This is a genomic window from Streptomyces sp. NP-1717 (assembly GCF_022695985.1).
Classification (GTDB): Bacteria; Actinomycetota; Actinomycetes; order Streptomycetales; family Streptomycetaceae; genus Streptomyces.
The window spans coordinates 1-15,949 of record NZ_JAAPBF010000162.1; the positions used below are offsets into that span (position 1 = coordinate 1).

A 15,949-nucleotide genomic window follows, 5' to 3' on the forward strand; every position below is an offset into this window, starting at 1 on the left:
GGCCGGAGGCCGGACGGGACTCCGAGCGCGCCCCGGCGCGGAAGGCGGAGCCCGAGCCTGACTCGGCGCCCGCGCCGCAGCCGGGCCCCGCACCCGAAACGGCAACGGACCCCGGGTCGACGCCGGAGGGCGAGCCGACGGACAGGCCCGAGACGGCCCCGGAGGCCGGACCGGGTCCCGAGCCCGAGGTGGCACCGGACCCCGGAGTCCAGCCCGAGCCTTCACGTGAGGCCGAGTCCGGGTCGACGCCGGAGGGCGAGCCGACGGATGCACCGGAGGTGGCGACGGAAGCCGGACGGGGCTCCGAGCGCGCCCCGGCGCGGAAGGCCGGGCCCGAGCCCGGCTCGGCGCCCGCGCCGCAGGGGGGCTCCGAGCCCGAGGCGGCACCGGGCCCCGGTGCCGGGCCTGCGCCGTCGCGCGAGACCGAGTCCGGGTCGGCGCCCGAGGGCGAGTCGGCGGATACACCGGAGGCGGTTCCGGAAGCCGGACCGGATCCCGAGCGCGCCCCGGCGCCGAAGGCCAGGCCCGAGCCCGGCTCGGCGCCCGCGCCGCAGCCCGGCTCCGCACCCGAGCCCGCGCCGGATGGCGACCCCGCGTCCGGAACCGATCGAACCGGAGGAGACGCGTGAACGACGTGCTCGACGTCGCCATTCGGCTGGTCATCGTCTTCGCCGCATTCCTCGTTCTCCCCCTCGTCATCGGGCAGACCGAGCACAAGGTCATGGCCCACATGCAGGGCCGCCTCGGGCCCATGTACGTCGGCGGGTTCCACGGGTGGGCCCAACTCGTCGCCGACGGGGTGAAGTTCGCGCAGAAGGAGGACATCGTCCCGGCCGCCGCCGACCGGCGGATCTTTCAGCTCGCCCCGGCCGTCGCCCTGCTGCCCTACCTCCTCGTACTCGTCGCGATCCCGATCGGCCCCCAGGAGGGCGCGGTCGGCGAGGTCGTCGACGCCGGGATCTTCTTCGTACTCGCCGTGATGGGCGTCGGTGTTCTCGGCTCGCTCATGGCCGGCTGGGCATCGGCCAACAAGTTCTCCCTGCTCGGCGGTCTGCGCACCGCCGCCCAACTGCTCGCGTACGAGCTGCCGATGCTGCTCACCGCCGCCTCCGTCGCGATGGCCGCCGGCACCGTCTCCCTGCCCGGCATCCTCGACGCCTTCGAGTGGTGGTGGGTGCCCTGGCAGATCGTCGGCGCGCTCGTCTTCTTCGTCGCCGGTCTCGCCGAACTCCAGCGCCCGCCCTTCGACATGCCGGTCGCCGACTCCGAGATCATCTTCGGCGCCTACACCGAGTACACGGGTCTGCGCTTCGCGCTGTTCCTGCTCGCCGAGTACGCGGGCATCGTCGTCCTGTGCGGACTGACCACCGTCCTGTTCCTCGGCGGCTGGCACAGCCCCTTCGGCGGCGACGACCTCGGCTGGCTCTGGACCCTCCTCAAGACGTTCCTCCTCGCCTTCGTCGTCATCTGGCTGCGCGTCAGCTATCCGCGGCTCCGCGAGGACCAGCTCCAGAAGCTCGCCTGGACCGTGCTCATCCCGCTCGCCCTCGCCCAGATCGCCCTCACCGGCATCGTCAAGGTGGTGATCCAGTAAATGCCTCCGATCCCCGGCAGCGGCCTGGCCAAGGGGCTGGCCGTCACGCTTCGTACGATGACCAGGAAGTCCGTCACCGCGCGGTACCCGGACACCCAGCCCGAACTCCCGCCCCGCAGCCGGGGCGTGATCGGACTGTTCGAGGAGAACTGCACGGTCTGCATGCTCTGCGCCCGTGAGTGCCCCGACTGGTGCATCTACATCGACTCCCACAAGGAGACACTCCCCGCCGCCGCCCCCGGCGGCCGTGAGCGCAGCCGCAACGTCCTCGACCGGTTCGCCATCGACTTCTCGCTCTGCATGTACTGCGGTATCTGCATCGAGGTCTGCCCCTTCGACGCGCTGTTCTGGTCACCGGAGTTCGAGTACGCGGAGACGGACATCCTCGAACTCACCCACGAGCGCGACAAACTCCGCGAATGGATGTGGACCGTGCCGGCCCCGCCCGCCCTCGACCCGCGCGCCGAGGAGCCGAAGGAGATCGGCGCCGCCCGCAAGACGGCCGACAAGCTCGCGGCGGCGGAGGCGGCAGAGGCAGCCCGGGCGGCGGAAGCCGCCGAGGCCCCCGCACCCACCCAGGAGCGGGAGGCCGGCGAGTGACCCCCCTCGCGGCCGACCCCGGCTTCCTGTCCCCGACCGGCGTGGAGATCGCGTTCCTCCTCGTCGGTCTCGTCACCCTCGGCGCGGCCGTCATCACCGTCACGACCAAGCAGCTGGTGCACGCCGCGCTCTGGCTCGTCGTGACGCTCGGCGGCCTGGCCGTCGAATACCTGCTGCTGACGGCCGAGTTCATCGCCTGGGTGCAGGTGCTGATCTATGTCGGCTCCGTCGTCGTCCTCCTTCTCTTCGGGCTGATGCTCACGAAGGCGCCCATCGGCCGTTCCCCGGACGCGGATTCGGAGCACCGGGGAGTCGCGCTCGCGGTGGCGCTCGCTGCCGCAGCCGCGCTGGTGTGGGTGGTCGTCGACGCGTTCCGTACGACCTGGATCGATCTCGACGGCCCCGCCCAGGGATCCACCGGCGTCACCGGCCAGTTCCTCTTCCGGCACTGGGTCCTGCCCTTCGAAGCACTCTCCGTCCTTCTGCTCGCCGCGCTCATCGGCGCGATCGTCCTGTCCCGCAAGAGCGGCAAGGAGCAGCGCTGATGCATCTCGCCTATCCCGCCGTACTCGCGGCGCTGCTCTTCTGCACCGGCCTGTACGGCGTGCTCGCCCGCCGCAACGCGATCCTCGTCCTCATGTCCGTCGAGCTGATGCTCAACGCCGTCAATCTCAACCTCGTCGCCTTCGACGTATGGCTGCGCGACACCCTGCACGCGGGCCAGGCCCTCACCCTCTTCGTGATCGCCATCGCCGCCGCCGAGATCGGCATCGGCCTGGCGATCGTCCTGATGGTCTACCGCAACCGGGGCACCTCGGACGTCGACCGGCTCCGCGACAGCGTCGAGAGCGACGCGACCGACGAGGCCGCGGCCGAGTCCGTCGCGGCCGAGTCCGTCGCGGCCGAGTCCGTCGCGGCCGGGTCCGCCGGAGCCCGGGCCGAAGCCGGCGCCCCGGCACAGAATGCTGAGGCCACCGCGTGACCACGACCACCCTCGCCGTCCTCGTCCCGCTGCTGCCGTTCCTCGGCGCGGTCGCCGGACTGCTCCTCGGCCGCAGGGCCCCCGGGTTCGTCCGCCCCCTGGCCGTGCTGCCGTCGCTCGCCGCCGCCGTACTCGCCGCGATCGTCGCCGTACGCCAGAGCGACGGGCACGGTACCGGCGCTCCGATCGACGCCGCGACCCGGCTCACCCCGACCGGCTCGGTCCCGATCGACCTGGCCCTGTACATCGACGGCTTCGCCGCCCTCGTCGCGATCCTGGTCGCGGTCGTCGCCACGTGCGTACAGATCTACTCGACGGGCTATCTGCGCGCCGACCCGCGCTACCCCTCGTACGCCGCTCTCGTCTCCCTGTTCACCTCCGCGATGCTGCTCGTCGTCTACTCCGGCGACCTGATGGTGCTGCTGGTCGGCTGGGAGGTCATGGGCATCTGCTCGTACTTCCTCGTGGGCCACTACTGGGAGACGCCCGAGGCGCGCGCCGCCTCCCTGAAGGCCTTCCTCGTCACCAAGCTCGGCGATGTCCCCTTCCTGCTCGGTCTGTTCGCGCTCGCCGTCGACACCGGCACCTTCCGGATCACCGGCGTCCTGACGTCCGTCGCCGACAACGGGCTCGACCACCCCACCCTGATCGCCCTGCTGCTGATCGCCGGTGTCGCGGGCAAGTCGGCCCAGTTCCCGCTGCACACCTGGCTGCCCGACGCGATGGCCGGCCCCACCCCCGTCTCCGCGCTGATCCACGCGGCGACGATGGTCGCCGCCGGTATCTACTTCGTGGCCCGTCTCCTCCCCGTCTTCGCCGCCTCCGCCGCCGCCCTCGTGGTACTCGCCGTGCTGGCCGCGATCACCATGGTCGGCTCGGCCGTCGCCGCCCTCGCGCAGGACGACATCAAACGCGTCCTCGCCTACTCGACCATCGGTCAACTCGGCTACATGTCGGGCGCGCTGGCCGTGGGCGACCGGGGCGCGGCCGTCTTCCACCTCATCTCGCACGGCGCCTTCAAGGCGCTCCTCTTCCTCGGCGCCGGCGTGATCATCCACGCCGCCGGCACCAACTCGCTCGCCGCCATGTCCCGGATGGGCGGCCTCGCCAAACGCGTCCCCGACGCCTACTGGACGATGACGATCGCGCTCCTCGCGCTCGCCGCCATCCCGCCGTTCGCCGGCTTCTTCTCCAAGGAAGCCGTACTCGTCGCCGCCGAGCACACCGCGCTCGGCGAGTCCGCCGTCGCCCCGGACATCGCGGGCTGGACCGTGCTCGTCGCCGGTCTGCTCACCGCCCTGCTCACCGCCGCCTACGCGACGCGCCTGTGGCTCCTCGCCTTCCGGGGCCGGGGCGCCGAAGCCGCCGACCACGGCAAGCAGCCCCTGTCGATGAACGCCGTCCTGTGGGTCCTCGCCGTCCCCTCGCTCGCCTTCGGTCTGACCGTCGGCGTCATCGCCCCCTGGCTGGACGCCGACAGCCTCACCCCGACACTCACCACCTCCGTGCTCGGCACGGGTGTCGCCCTCGTCGGCGGACTGATCACCTACGGCAGCTGGAGCCACACCACGGCACTGGCCGCCCGCACCCCCATCGGCGCCGTCGCCGCGCACCCGGACGCCGAGCCCGCCCTCTCCGAGGTCGAGGCCATGGCCAGCCACACCGCCGCCTACGGCGACATCGCCTCGGCCCCCGACCCCGCCGACCCCGGCCGGCTCCTCCTCGGCAGGCTCCACCCGCACGCCGCCGCCGGCTTCCACCTGGACGCCGTCTACCGCACCCTCTTCCAACGCCCGGTCCAGGGCGCGGCCCGGCTGGTCCGCTTCCTCGACCGCGAGGTCGTCGACACCTACGTACGCGGGGCGGGCACCGGCACACGCTGGCTCGGCGCCGCCGTACGCGGCGCGCAGACCGGCAATGTGCAGACCTACCTGGGCGCCCTGCTCGCCGGAACGGTCGTCCTGGCGATCGCCGCCGTCCTCGTCGCCGCCGGAGCGTGAGCCGTGATCGATATCAGCCCGTCCGTGATGCAGTTCCTTCTCGCGTTCATCGTCGCCGCCCCCCTCCTGGGCGCGGCGGCGGCGCTGCTCCCCGCCCCGCCCGGACTCCGGGGCACCGGCCCCGACCAAGCCGTACTGCGCCACGGCGTGACCGTGACCGGCGCGATCCTCGTCGCCGCGATCGTCCTCGCGCTCGGCTTCGACCACGACCAGCCGTCGAGGATGCAGGCCACGACGGACATCAGCTGGATCGCCGCACTCGACGTGCGGATCCATCTCGGTGTCGACGGCATCTCTCTCCCCCTTCTGGTCCTGACCGCGCTGCTGACCTTCCTCTGCGCGCTCTACAGCTACTTCAAGCCCCCGGCCGGGCCCTCCGCGAAGGCCTTCGTCGCCCTGCTGCTCGTCCTCGAATCCGGCACCCTCGCCACCTTCGCCGTCCTCGACCTGCTGCTGTTCTTCCTGGCCTTCGAGATGGTGCTCATCCCGATGTACTTCCTCATCGCCCGCTGGGGCGGTGCCGGGCGGCAGGCCGCCGCCTGGAAGTTCATCCTCTACACGCTGCTCGGCTCCGTGGTCATGCTGCTCGGCCTGCTGCTCGTCGGTCTGCACGCGGGCACATTCGACATGGTGGCACTCGCCACTGACAACGGCCGTGGGCTGAGCTCGTTCGTGCAGATCACAGCCGTTCTGGCGATCGGGATCGGCCTCGCGGTCAAAACCCCGATGTGGCCGTTCCACAGCTGGCTCCCCGACGCCCACACCGCCGCCCCGACCGTTGGATCCGTCCTCCTCGCAGGGGTCCTGCTCAAGATGGGTACGTACGGGTTCGTCCGTATCGTCCTGCCGATCGCGCCCGACGGGATGCGGACCTTCGCGCCGTACCTCGCCGCCCTCGCCGTCGTCGGCATCATCTACGGCTCCCTGGCCTGTCTCGCCCTCGCCCGGCAGGGCGCCGGCGGCGACCTCAAGCGCCTCATCGCCTACTCCTCCGTCGGCCACATGGGCTTCGTGCTCCTGGGCATCGCGTCCATGACCCCCACCGGCGTCAACGGCGCGCTCTTCGCCAACGTGGCCCACGGCCTCATCACCGGTCTGCTCTTCTTCCTGGTCGGAGCGCTCAAGGACCGCTACGGCACCGCCGACCTCGACACCCTCGCCGGCGCCACCGGCGCGGCGCTCTACGGCCGCGCACCACGCCTCGGCGGCCTCCTCGCCTTCGCCGCCGTCGCCTCCCTCGGCCTGCCCGGCCTCGCCGGATTCTGGGGCGAGATGCTCGCGATGTTCGGCGCCTTCGACCCCGCCGAGGGCCTCAGCCGCCCCGCCTTCGTCACCTTCACGGCGATCGCCTGCTTCGGCACCCTGCTCACCGCCGCGTACCTGCTGATCGTCGTCCGCCGCGTCTGCATGGGCGCGCACCCCCAGCACGTCACCGAGCCGGCGGAACAGCGGGAGCCGCTGCCCGAACTCGCCGACGTCCAGGGCTACGAACTCGCCGCCTGGACCCCGCTCGTCGCCCTCACCGTCCTCGCCGGCCTCTGGCCCGCCGTCCTCCTCGGCCTCACCGACCCGGCCGTGCAGAAGCTCCTCGCAGGAGGCAAGTCGTGACCGTGGCCGCTGCCCAGAGCGCCGCCGACAGCGCCGCCAGCCTCGTCCAGTCCGTCGACTGGCTCGCGATCGCGCCCCCGGCCCTCACCGCCGTCGTCGCCCTCGCCGTCCTGGTCGCCGACCTGTTCCTGCCGGAACGCCGCAAGCCGCTTCTCGGCGTCCTCTCCGTCGCCGGCCTCGCCGCCGCGCTCCTGCTGCTGCTCCCCATCCGCGCGGGCGACCGGTCCACCTTCTGCCTCACCGCGGACGCCGGCGTGTGCAGCTACACCGCCGACCACTTCACCCTCGTCATCCAGCTCCTGGTGCTCGGCGGCGCCCTGCTCACCGCACTGCTCTCCGTCACCGAACTCGGCGGCGCCAAGAAGCTCCCGGCGGGCGAGTTCTGGTTCCTGCTGCTCTCCTCGGCGGCCGGCGCCGCCCTCCTGCCCGCCGCGCGCGACCTCGCGACCCTCGTCGTCGCCCTCGAAGTCGCCACCCTCCCCGCCTTCGCGCTGGTCGGCCTCAAGCGCGGCGACCGGCTGTCCTCCGAAGCGGCGCTGAAGTTCTTCCTCTCTTCCGTGGCGGCCACCGCCGTCATGCTGCTGGGCGTCAGCTTCGTGTACGCCACCACCGGCACCCTGCATCTCACCGAGATCGCCACCCGGCTCGACGACGTCCCCGGGGCGCTCGAAACCCTCGCCTCGGCCGGCGTCGCCCTCACCCTCGTCGGCTTCGCCTTCAAGGCCGCCGCCGCGCCCTTCCACTTCTGGGTCCCCGACACCTACGTCGGCGCGCCCCTGCCCGTCGCCGCGTACCTCTCCGTCGTCAGCAAGGCCGTCGGATTCTCCGGCCTGATCCTGGTGACGGTCATCGCCTTCCCGAGCCACTCCGACGTATGGGGCCCCGTCGTCGCGGTGCTCGCCGCGCTCACCATGACCGTCGGCAACGTCGCCGCCCTGCGCCAGTCCGCCACGCGCGCGTGGAGCGCGGTACGCCTCCTCGCGTGGTCGTCCGTCGCCCAGGCCGGCTATCTCCTGGTGCCGATCGCGGCGGCGGCGTACGCCGGCACGGACCAGATCGGCTCCACCGTCGCGTACGCCCTGATGTACGCCGTCGTGAACCTCGGCGCCTTCGCCGTCGCCGCCCTGGTCGCCCGTACGAAGCCCCTGAACCGCCTCGCCGACTACCGCGGCCTCGCCTCCGAGCGCCCGCTCGTCGCCCTCGCCATGGGCTTCTTCCTGCTCTGCCTGGCCGGACTGCCGCCCGGTGTCGTCGGCCTCTTCGCGAAGGTCACGGTCTTCTCCTCGGCCGTGGACGCGGGCCTCGGCTGGCTGGCCGTCGTGATGAGCCTCAATGTCGTCATCGCCCTCTACTACTACCTCCAGTGGACGGCTGTCCTCTTCCGCGCCCCGGAGACGGCCGAGGAGGGGGCCTTGGAGGCCGGCCCGACGCCGGCGGCCGCCGGGCCCGTCACGCGGCCCGCGGGCCCCCTGGCGGGCCACCGCGCCCCCGCCCCGATACTCGCCGCGATCGGACTCACCACCGCCGTGGGCATCGCCCTGTCGGGAGCGCCCCAGCTGGTCCTGCGCTTCGCGGCCGAGAGCCTCTTCTGAGGGACGCGCCCCGCCCGGAGCCCGCTCCACCCGCCCCACCGCCACCCGTACGGCGTACGGCCCCGTGCGGGCGCGCCGGGGAACCCGTGACCCCCGCCTGGCGTTGACCAGTGAGTAAGGGTCCACTGGAGGGTGGAGCGACGTCACGCAGAGACGTAGAGGGTTCCCCAGCCGCACCGATTTGGAGGGCGTTCCGTGCACCGCCGGCACAACGGGTTGAGGACCGCCGCACTCCTCGGGGGACTGTCCGCACTCATCATCGTCATCGGTGGCCTCTTCGGCCGGACGGGGCTGATCATCGCGGTCGTCGTCGCCCTGGGCACCAACGCGTACGCGTACTGGAACAGCGACAAGCTGGCGCTGCGCGCCATGCGCGCGCGCCCGGTCAGCGAGTTCGAGGCGCCGAAGCTCTACCGCATCGTGCGCGAGCTCTCCACGACCGCGCGCCAGCCGATGCCACGGCTCTACATCTCGCCGACGCAGGCCCCCAACGCGTTCGCCACGGGCCGCAATCCCCGGAACGCGGCCGTCTGTTGTACGGACGGCATCCTCCAGATCCTGGACGAGCAGGAGCTGCGCGGAGTCCTCGGCCACGAGCTGAGCCATGTCTACAACCGCGACATCCTGATCTCCTCCGTCGCCGGCGCCCTCGCCTCCGTCGTCATGTTCCTGGTGAACTTCGCCTGGCTCATCCCCATCGGCCGCTCGGACGACGACGAGGGCCCCGGCCTCGTCGGCATGCTGCTGGTGATGCTCCTCGGCCCGCTGGCCGCCTCGGTGATCCAGCTCGCGGTGAGCCGTTCCCGTGAGTACGAGGCCGACGCGTCCGGCGCGCAGCTCACTGGTGATCCGCTGGCCCTCGCCAGCGCCTTGCGTAAGCTTGAAGCAGGTACGAAACAGCTGCCGTTGCCGCCAGAGCCACGAATCGAGACGGCGAGTCATCTGATGATCGCCAATCCGTTCAGGCCCGGGCAGGGTGTGTCGAAACTGTTCTCCACGCATCCGCCGATGGCGGAGCGCATCGCCCGACTAGAGCAGATGGCAGGTCGCCGCCCATGAAGACAATCCTCAACATCATCTGGCTCGTGTTCAGTGGCTTCTGGCTGTTCCTCGGTTACATTCTCGCCGGACTGCTCCTGTGCATCACGATCATCGGCATTCCCTTCGGGTTCGCCGCGTTCCGGATCGCCGTCTACGCGCTGTGGCCGTTCGGCTACACGACGGTGGAGCGGCGCGACGCCGGGTCCCCGTCCTTCGTCGCGAACGTGCTGTGGCTGGTTCTCGCGGGCTGGTGGCTCGCCCTCGGCCACATCTTTACCGGGCTCGCCCTGTGCGTGACGATCATCGGCATCCCGCTGGGCATCGCGAACTTCAAGCTGATCCCCGTCTCCCTGCTGCCCTTCGGCCGCGAGATCGTCCGTACGGACCAGGCGTTCGCGGGCTGGTGACCCGAGCCGCGCCGTACGGCACGCCGTAGGCCCCTCCGTGGCGGCCCGGCACTCCTGTGACCTGCCGCCTTACACGTATGTGCGGCCCGAAGCGGGGTAGTTGACCCGTCGGGCCGCACATCGCTGTCCCGCCGCCCACCGTGAGACCGCCCACCGTGAGACGTGCCCGGCAACCGCGCCGCGCCCTCCGGGCGTCCTCCTCTACAGATCAACGGCACCACCCGCACCGAACACCGCAGGTCGCGGAGCACCGCACGAAAGGCAGGCCCACGGCATGACCATCATCGGCTGGCTCGTCCTCGGACTCCTCGCCGGAGCCATCGCCAAGATCCTGCTGCCCGGCCGGGACCCGGGCGGTCTCGTCGGCACGACCCTCATCGGTATCGCCGGCGCCTTCATCGGCGGCTGGATATCGTCCCGCTGGCTGGACCGCGAGATCACCAGCGACTTCTACGACGGCGCCACCTGGGCGGCGGCGATCGGCGGCTCACTGGTGCTGCTGATCGTCTACCGCCTGCTCTTCGGCCACTCCCGCTCCCGCTGACCGCAGGCCGTCCACCGGCTCTCCCTCCGGGCGCGCCGTCACTCCCCGGCGAGCCCGGTCTCGCGCAACGTGATGTTCAGCCGCCCGGCGCGCATCCCGCTCGCCGGGTCGGCCGTCCCCGGATACACCTTGGGGACGGCATGGAACGCGAGCCGAGACGGCCCGCCGAAGACGAAGAGGTCACCGGACGCCAACTCGACATCCGTATAAGGACGTGTCCGCGTCCGCGTGTTGCCGAAGCGGAAGACACAGGTGTCACCGATGCTCAGCGACACCACGGGCGCCCGGGACTTCTCGTCCTTGTCCTGGTGCATGCCCATCCTGGCCGCGCCCTCGTAGAAGTTGACGAGCGCGGTGTCCGGCGCGTAACGCTCCCCGGCCCCCTCGCCGTACGCCTCGTCGACCGCCGCACGCCCCAACTCCGCGAGCCACTCGGGAAACGGAGCGACCCGCGCGCCGTTCACATCCCCGGCGGTACGGCTGTAGCGGTACGGCTGCCAGTGCCAGCCCAGACAGACCGTCCGCACGGACATCACGCCCCCGCCCGGCAACGTGGTGTGCCGCATCGGCACCGGCCCGCGCGCCCACCCCCGGCAGGCTTCCACCAACTCCCGCTGCCGCGCCGGATCCAGCCACCCCGGCACGTGCACGGCACCGTCGCCGACGACGGCCCGCCCACGCGGGAACAACGCCCCGCTCATGACCGCACCTCCGCTCCCGCCGCCCCGTCGCCGGCGACGGACGTCATGGACACCTTCCCGCTCGCACGGCCGTCCCCGCGCCCGAGCGAGCGGGCGCGACGACGGCCGTGCGGACCCGCCGGGCCGACCGGAGGCCGGTGCCCGCGGTCAGCGGTAGTTCACGTACTGCAGCGCGAAGTCGAAGTCCTGCCCCTTCAACAGCGCCTGCACGGCCTGGAGATCGTCCCGGCTCTTCGAGCTGACCCGCAGCTCGTCGCCCTGCACGAGCGCCTTGACGCCCTTGGGGCCCTCATCACGGATGATCTTGGCGACCTTCTTCGCGTTCTCCTGGGAGATGCCCTCCTCGATGGAGGCGAAGATCTTGTACTCCTTGCCGGACTGCTGCGGCTCTCCCGCGTCCAGCGCCTTCAGCGAGATGCCCCGCTTGATCAGCTTGGACTGGAACACGTCGAGGATCGCGTTGACCCGCTCCTCGGTGTTGGCCTGCATAAGGATCTTCTCGCCGGACCAGGCGATCGAGGCTCCGACGTTCTTGAAGTCGTACCGCTGGGAGACCTCCTTCGCGGTCTGGTTGAGGGCGTTGTCGACCTCCTGCCGCTCGACCTTCGAGACGATGTCGAAACTGGAGTCGGCCATGTCCTGTGGCTCCTTGTATCGGGTGCTGGAAAGGGTGCCGCCACTCACGTCGCGGCTGATGCCGAAAGTACGGGCGGGCTCACGGCCCGCTCCGGCAAAGCCTAGTCATCTCCACCCCCTCCCGGCCTGATCAATCCGGTGGCGGAGCACCCCCGGGCATCGGGTATCGTTTACGTCGTCGCCACGGAGCAGCGCACACAGCGCCCATCCCGCGACGACATCCCATGGCGGTGTGCCCGAGTGGCCAATGGGAGCGGACTGTAAATCCGCCGGCTTAGCCTTCCCAGGTTCGAATCCTGGCGCCGCCACACGGAAATGACGGCCCCCGGCCCGCGCAGAGCGGACCGGGGGCCGTCTTCGTCTCCGTCAGGCGGGGGAGCCGGCGTCCTTCACCGCCTCCGACACCGGCACCGTGCCGCTGATCAGCTCCAGCGTCAGGCCGACCGTCGCCGGCGTCTCCACCAACTCGGCCAGCGCGGCGGCCACATCGTCCCGTGGCACCGGACCGCGCCCGGTTGACGGCGCGAGGTTCACCAGGCCCGTGCCCGCGTCGTTCGTGAGCATTCCCGGGCGCAGGACCGTCGCGTCGAGCCCCGCCTTGGACAGGACGTACACGTCCGCCGCGCCCTTCGCCCGCAGGTAGTGGTCGAAGACGTCGTCCCCCTCGTGGTCCGGGTCGGCTCCCATGGACGAGACGATCACATGGCGCCGTACACCCGCCCGTTCCGCCGCGTCGGCGAACAGGACCGCCGCGCCCCGGTCGACGGTGTCCTTGCGCTCGGTGGTGCTGCCGGGGCCCGCCCCGGCCGCGAAGACGGCCGCGTCCGCGCCCTCCAGCGCGGCCGCCGTCTCCTCCAGCGAGGCCGACTCCAGGTCGAGCACGACCGCTTCGGCACCCGCCTTCCTCAGATCCTCCGCCTGTTCGGGTTTGCGGATGATGCCCGCGACCTCGTGGTCGCGCGCGGCGAGCAACCGCTCCAGCCGCAGCGCGATCTGACCATGTCCTCCGGCGATGACAATTCGCATGCTCACGACCGTACGTCCGACAGCCCGTCAGCGCTCACGCACCGCCTCCGCAGGAGGACCGCTCCCCGCCGCCCGCCCGGAGCCGGCCGCTCACGGCCCCGTCTCCGGCCGCATCTGCCGCCCCTGCCGCGGCAGGTCCAGCGCCGCGCCCACCGCCGGGTCGCAGTACTCCCGCACGGCGTTCGTCCGGGCCACCACCCGGCCCCGGTGGATGACGATCCTGCTGTACGCCAGCGACAGCACGCCCTCCAGCCGCTCGCCGCGCACGGCCAGCAGCTCGGCCGGAAACCCCGCCTCCACCCGTACCTCGGGCAGCCGCATGGCCTCGCGCGCGCCCGCGCTCACCGCGTCGTACGCCTCCGCCGCCCGCAGTCCTCCTTGGGTGGCCAGCAGATACGCGGCCTCCAGCGGGTCCCCGCGTCCCACCGGATTCGCCACGTCCCGCACGGCACCGCTGCCGGCCGCCACCCGCACACCGGCGGCACGCAGCAGCCGTACGGGGGCCACGCCCCGCTGCTCGGCGCCGCCGCAGCGGCCCTGGGGCAGACAGACGACCGTCACACCCGCCGCCGCCAGCTGGTCGGCGGCCCGGCCCGCCACGTCCGCCCGCAGCCGGGACAGCCCGGCGCAGGGCCCGATCGACACTCCGGGCCGCAGTCCGCCGGCCATCGCCGCGAGGCGTGCGAGGCGGGCCGGGTCGCCGGCGTCCGTATGGAGGTCGACGGGACACCCGTGCTCGGCGGCGACGGTCAGCACCGCTTCCACGTATCCGGCCGGGTCGGGATCGAGGTCCGGGCAGCCGCCCACCACACCCGCGCCGAGCTTCACCGCGTCCCGCAGTATCGCCAGCCCGTCGGCGCCCGCGACCCCGGTCAGCAGGCGCGGGACGGCCACGACCGTCAGATCGCCGAGCCCGCGCAGCGAACGCCCTGCCTGGAGCACCGCCTCCAGGGGCGCCAGCTCCTGCGCGTCACCGATGCGCACATGTGTACGCAGCGTCGTCGCCCCGTGCCCGACCTGGAGCAGCGCGGCCTCCGTGGCGCGGCGCTGGACGTCCTCGGGGGCGTAGGAGACGGGCCTGTCCGGTGCGACGGCGCTCAGCGCGGTGTCGCTGTGCGCGTGGGGCTCGGCGGGGGCGGGCAGCAGCAGGTGCCCCTCCAGGTCCACGGACGCGCCCGGCGCGGTGAGACTGCCGGCCGTGCCGACGGCCTCGATACGGCCGCCGCTCAGCCGTACGTCGACGGCGCGGCCGTCGGTGAGCCGGGCCCCGCGCAGCAGCAGCGCGGTGGCGTTCGCCGTGACGCCGTCCGGCGGCTGCGGCTGGCTGTCGGGCATCGCGCTCCTGGGTGGGCTCCTGGCGGGGGGTGTAGGGCTCCGGCGTGGAAGGTCACGCGGCGTGAGGCCGAGCCTAGAGGCGCCCCGGGCACCCTTTGAGGAGGAAGGAAATAGTCATACCGGCGTGGCTCTGTCTGGTGTACGGAAGGCCTGGCGAGCCCCGCCCCACCGGGCATCCGGCCCCGATCGGGACCCCTGACAGGGGTGGCCCGAGGCGTCGCCAACCGCCGTTCGCCGCGCGCCCCGAGACGGAAGGGACAGGTGGGACGAGAAGCCGGGAAACGGATTTGGGCGAACGGCGACGGACCGTGTAATGTCTTCATCGCTCGCCCCAATAGCTCAGTCGGTAGAGCGTCTCCATGGTAAGGAGAAGGTCTACGGTTCGATTCCGTATTGGGGCTCTGGTGTACGGCGCTCCTCGCCCTCGGGCGAGGGGATCCGACATCACAGCGGTGTAGCTCAGTCGGTAGAGCAAGCGGCTCATAATCGCTGTGTCACCGGTTCAAGTCCGGTCACCGCTACACACGGTAGCCGATGGTGGGGGCGATCCTTCGATCGGCTACTCTTTTATGCGTTAACCCGTCAATCTGTCCGTCCAAGGAGCACTCACGTGGCTGCCACCGACGTCCGCCCGAAGATCACGCTGGCCTGCGTGGAGTGCAAGGAGCGGAACTACATCACCAAGAAGAACCGGCGCAACAACCCGGACCGTCTTGAGATGAAGAAGCACTGCCCCCGCTGCAACTCGCACACGGCTCACCGCGAAACGCGCTGACCCAGGCTCGTACCCGAGGCCGTCCCCTTAACGGGGGGCGGCCTCGTGTCGTTTGCCGGGCCCCGTACATAGTTGTGCACCAATTCATCAGGGCAGTCTCATCAGGAGGTAACGAGTCCATGGCGCTCGACCAGTCCTTCGTCGGGCGGACCTATCCGCCCACCGAACCGTACGAGGTGGGCCGGGAGAAGATCCGCGAGTTCGCCGAGGCGGTGGGTGACGCCAATCCGGCGTACGCCGACCCGGACGCGGCGAAGGCGCTCGGCCATCTCGATGTGATCGCCCCGCCGACCTTCGTCTTCGCGATCACCTTCAAGGCGGCGCGGGAGGTCATCGCGGATCCGCAGCTGGGTCTCGACTACAGCCGGGTCGTGCACGGCGACCAGAAGTTCGCCTACACCCGGCCCGTGCGGGCGGGCGACCGGCTGACCGTCACCTCGACCATCGAGGGGATCAAGTCCATGGCGGGCAACGACATCCTCGACGTCCGCGGCGAGGTGCACGACGAGGCGGGCGCACACGTCGTGACCGCCTGGACGAAGCTGGTGGCGCGCGGCGCCGAGGGGGAGTGACGCGGATGGCCACCAAGATCGCTTACAAGGACGTCGAGGTCGGTACGGAACTGCCCGCCGCGGTCTTCCCGGTCACCCGGGACACCCTCGTGCGGTACGCCGGCGCGTCCGGCGACTTCAACCCGATCCACTGGAACGAGAAGTTCGCGCTGGAGGTCGGGCTGCCCGACGTCATCGCGCACGGCATGTTCACCATGGCCGAGGCCGTCCGGGTGGTGACCGACTGGGTGGGGGACCCGGGGGCCGTCGTCGAGTACGGCGTCCGCTTCACCAGGCCCGTCGTGGTGCCCAACGACGCCACGGGCGCAGTCATCGAGGTGAGCGCCAAGATCGGCGACAAGCTCGACGACAACCGGGTGCGGGTGGATCTGACGGCGACCAGCGAGGGCAAGAAGGTGCTGGGGATGTCCCGCGCCGTCGTCCAGCTCGCCTGAACCGCCGGCACGGCGGCCGGGGAGAAGCGCGAGAGGTGGCAGTCCGGCGCCCGCCGGCCACACACGGTCCGGTCCGGGGACGAATCGTCCCCGGACCGGACC

Annotated in this window: 17 protein-coding genes and 3 tRNA genes; 16 read left to right on the forward strand and 4 right to left on the reverse strand. The window is 71.5% G+C overall.

What is annotated here, in order from left to right; all coding sequences use genetic code 11:
• Positions 1 to 625: 625 nt before the first annotated feature.
• The 10 genes from GXP76_RS25725 to GXP76_RS25770 all read left to right on the forward strand — a co-directional run bounded on the left by GXP76_RS25725 (position 626) and on the right by GXP76_RS25770 (position 10,368).
• Positions 626 to 1,594 carry a complex I subunit 1 family protein gene (locus GXP76_RS25725; protein WP_242573981.1) on the forward strand — a complete coding sequence of 323 codons (969 nt, stop codon included), beginning with the start codon at positions 626 to 628 and terminating at the stop codon, positions 1,592 to 1,594.
• Positions 1,595 to 2,194 (forward strand): NADH-quinone oxidoreductase subunit I, encoded by a 600-nt coding sequence (locus tag GXP76_RS25730; RefSeq protein ID WP_242573982.1) that lies wholly within the window; start codon positions 1,595 to 1,597, stop codon positions 2,192 to 2,194.
• On the forward strand, positions 2,191 to 2,739 hold the full coding sequence (locus GXP76_RS25735) for an NADH-quinone oxidoreductase subunit J (RefSeq protein ID WP_242573983.1): 549 nt from the start codon (positions 2,191 to 2,193) through the stop codon (positions 2,737 to 2,739). The genes GXP76_RS25730 and GXP76_RS25735 overlap by 4 nt, the downstream gene beginning before the upstream one ends.
• Positions 2,739 to 3,176, forward strand: a complete 438-nt coding sequence (nuoK, locus tag GXP76_RS25740; RefSeq protein ID WP_242573984.1) for an NADH-quinone oxidoreductase subunit NuoK — start codon at positions 2,739 to 2,741, stop codon at positions 3,174 to 3,176. Before GXP76_RS25735 ends, nuoK begins: the two co-directional genes overlap by 1 nt.
• Positions 3,173 to 5,176 carry an NADH-quinone oxidoreductase subunit L gene (locus tag GXP76_RS25745; RefSeq protein WP_242573985.1) on the forward strand — a complete coding sequence of 668 codons (2,004 nt, stop codon included), beginning with the start codon at positions 3,173 to 3,175 and terminating at the stop codon, positions 5,174 to 5,176. Before nuoK ends, GXP76_RS25745 begins: the two co-directional genes overlap by 4 nt.
• A 3-nt stretch (positions 5,177 to 5,179) precedes the next feature.
• On the forward strand, positions 5,180 to 6,784 hold the full coding sequence (locus GXP76_RS25750) for a NuoM family protein (protein WP_242573986.1): 1,605 nt from the start codon (positions 5,180 to 5,182) through the stop codon (positions 6,782 to 6,784).
• Positions 6,781 to 8,376, forward strand: coding sequence for an NADH-quinone oxidoreductase subunit N (locus GXP76_RS25755; RefSeq protein ID WP_242573987.1), 1,596 nt, complete (start codon positions 6,781 to 6,783; stop codon positions 8,374 to 8,376). Before GXP76_RS25750 ends, GXP76_RS25755 begins: the two co-directional genes overlap by 4 nt.
• A gap of 195 nt (positions 8,377 to 8,571) precedes the next feature.
• On the forward strand, positions 8,572 to 9,435 hold the full coding sequence (gene htpX, locus GXP76_RS25760) for a zinc metalloprotease HtpX (protein WP_242573988.1): 864 nt from the start codon (positions 8,572 to 8,574) through the stop codon (positions 9,433 to 9,435).
• Complete coding sequence (locus GXP76_RS25765; protein ID WP_242573989.1) at positions 9,432 to 9,824, forward strand: YccF domain-containing protein; 393 nt, start codon at positions 9,432 to 9,434, stop codon at positions 9,822 to 9,824. The genes htpX and GXP76_RS25765 overlap by 4 nt, the downstream gene beginning before the upstream one ends.
• A gap of 274 nt (positions 9,825 to 10,098) precedes the next feature.
• Entirely contained in the window at positions 10,099 to 10,368 is a 270-nt protein-coding gene (locus GXP76_RS25770) for a GlsB/YeaQ/YmgE family stress response membrane protein (protein ID WP_242573990.1), read from the forward strand.
• 38 nt (positions 10,369 to 10,406) lie between these two features.
• Here the strand turns inward: GXP76_RS25770 and GXP76_RS25775 are convergent, their stop codons facing one another.
• Complete coding sequence (locus GXP76_RS25775; RefSeq protein ID WP_242573991.1) at positions 10,407 to 11,069, reverse strand: alpha-ketoglutarate-dependent dioxygenase AlkB; 663 nt, start codon at positions 11,067 to 11,069, stop codon at positions 10,407 to 10,409.
• 147 nt (positions 11,070 to 11,216) lie between these two features.
• Positions 11,217 to 11,705, reverse strand: coding sequence for a YajQ family cyclic di-GMP-binding protein (locus GXP76_RS25780; RefSeq protein ID WP_164252294.1), 489 nt, complete (start codon positions 11,703 to 11,705; stop codon positions 11,217 to 11,219).
• A gap of 226 nt (positions 11,706 to 11,931) precedes the next feature.
• Here GXP76_RS25780 and GXP76_RS25785 point away from each other — a divergent pair.
• A tRNA-Tyr gene (locus GXP76_RS25785) sits at positions 11,932 to 12,013 on the forward strand.
• Positions 12,014 to 12,071: 58 nt separating this feature from the next.
• Here the strand turns inward: GXP76_RS25785 and GXP76_RS25790 are convergent.
• Together GXP76_RS25790 and GXP76_RS25795 are read right to left on the reverse strand one after the other, a co-directional pair.
• The gene (locus tag GXP76_RS25790) at positions 12,072 to 12,731 is read right to left on the reverse strand and encodes an SDR family oxidoreductase (RefSeq protein ID WP_242573992.1); all 660 of its coding nucleotides are present in this window, start codon (positions 12,729 to 12,731) and stop codon (positions 12,072 to 12,074) included.
• A gap of 90 nt (positions 12,732 to 12,821) precedes the next feature.
• Positions 12,822 to 14,066 (reverse strand): amidohydrolase family protein, encoded by a 1,245-nt coding sequence (locus GXP76_RS25795; protein ID WP_242573993.1) that lies wholly within the window; start codon positions 14,064 to 14,066, stop codon positions 12,822 to 12,824.
• A gap of 328 nt (positions 14,067 to 14,394) precedes the next feature.
• Here GXP76_RS25795 and GXP76_RS25800 point away from each other — a divergent pair.
• The 5 genes from GXP76_RS25800 to GXP76_RS25820 all read left to right on the forward strand — a co-directional run bounded on the left by GXP76_RS25800 (position 14,395) and on the right by GXP76_RS25820 (position 15,847).
• Positions 14,395 to 14,467: transfer RNA gene (locus GXP76_RS25800), tRNA-Thr, on the forward strand.
• A 47-nt stretch (positions 14,468 to 14,514) separates the two neighbouring features.
• Positions 14,515 to 14,587 (forward strand) — tRNA-Met (locus GXP76_RS25805).
• 89 nt (positions 14,588 to 14,676) lie between these two features.
• Positions 14,677 to 14,841 (forward strand): 50S ribosomal protein L33, encoded by a 165-nt coding sequence (gene rpmG, locus GXP76_RS25810; protein ID WP_003956487.1) that lies wholly within the window; start codon positions 14,677 to 14,679, stop codon positions 14,839 to 14,841.
• 119 nt (positions 14,842 to 14,960) lie between these two features.
• A complete protein-coding gene (locus tag GXP76_RS25815) occupies positions 14,961 to 15,413 on the forward strand; it encodes a MaoC family dehydratase N-terminal domain-containing protein (RefSeq protein ID WP_242573994.1) in 453 nt (150 codons plus the stop codon).
• Between the two features lie 5 nt (positions 15,414 to 15,418).
• A complete protein-coding gene (locus tag GXP76_RS25820) occupies positions 15,419 to 15,847 on the forward strand; it encodes a MaoC family dehydratase (protein WP_242573995.1) in 429 nt (142 codons plus the stop codon).
• The last annotated feature ends 102 nt before the right edge of the window (positions 15,848 to 15,949 follow it).

Bases quoted from the DNA above. Each gene is read 5' to 3' on its own strand.
- GXP76_RS25730 (WP_242573982.1), top strand. From the start codon at position 1,595: ATGCCTCCGATCCCCGGCAGCGGCCTGGCCAAGGGGCTGGCCGTCACG.
- nuoK (WP_242573984.1), top strand. From the start codon at position 2,739: ATGCATCTCGCCTATCCCGCCGTACTCGCGGCGCTGCTCTTCTGCACC.
- GXP76_RS25765 (WP_242573989.1), top strand. From the start codon at position 9,432: ATGAAGACAATCCTCAACATCATCTGGCTCGTGTTCAGTGGCTTCTGG.
- GXP76_RS25770 (WP_242573990.1), top strand. From the start codon at position 10,099: ATGACCATCATCGGCTGGCTCGTCCTCGGACTCCTCGCCGGAGCCATC.
- GXP76_RS25775 (WP_242573991.1), bottom strand. From the start codon at position 11,069: ATGAGCGGGGCGTTGTTCCCGCGTGGGCGGGCCGTCGTCGGCGACGGT.
- GXP76_RS25780 (WP_164252294.1), bottom strand. From the start codon at position 11,705: ATGGCCGACTCCAGTTTCGACATCGTCTCGAAGGTCGAGCGGCAGGAG.
- GXP76_RS25790 (WP_242573992.1), bottom strand. From the start codon at position 12,731: ATGCGAATTGTCATCGCCGGAGGACATGGTCAGATCGCGCTGCGGCTG.
- GXP76_RS25795 (WP_242573993.1), bottom strand. From the start codon at position 14,066: ATGCCCGACAGCCAGCCGCAGCCGCCGGACGGCGTCACGGCGAACGCC.
- GXP76_RS25815 (WP_242573994.1), top strand. From the start codon at position 14,961: ATGGCGCTCGACCAGTCCTTCGTCGGGCGGACCTATCCGCCCACCGAA.
- GXP76_RS25820 (WP_242573995.1), top strand. From the start codon at position 15,419: ATGGCCACCAAGATCGCTTACAAGGACGTCGAGGTCGGTACGGAACTG.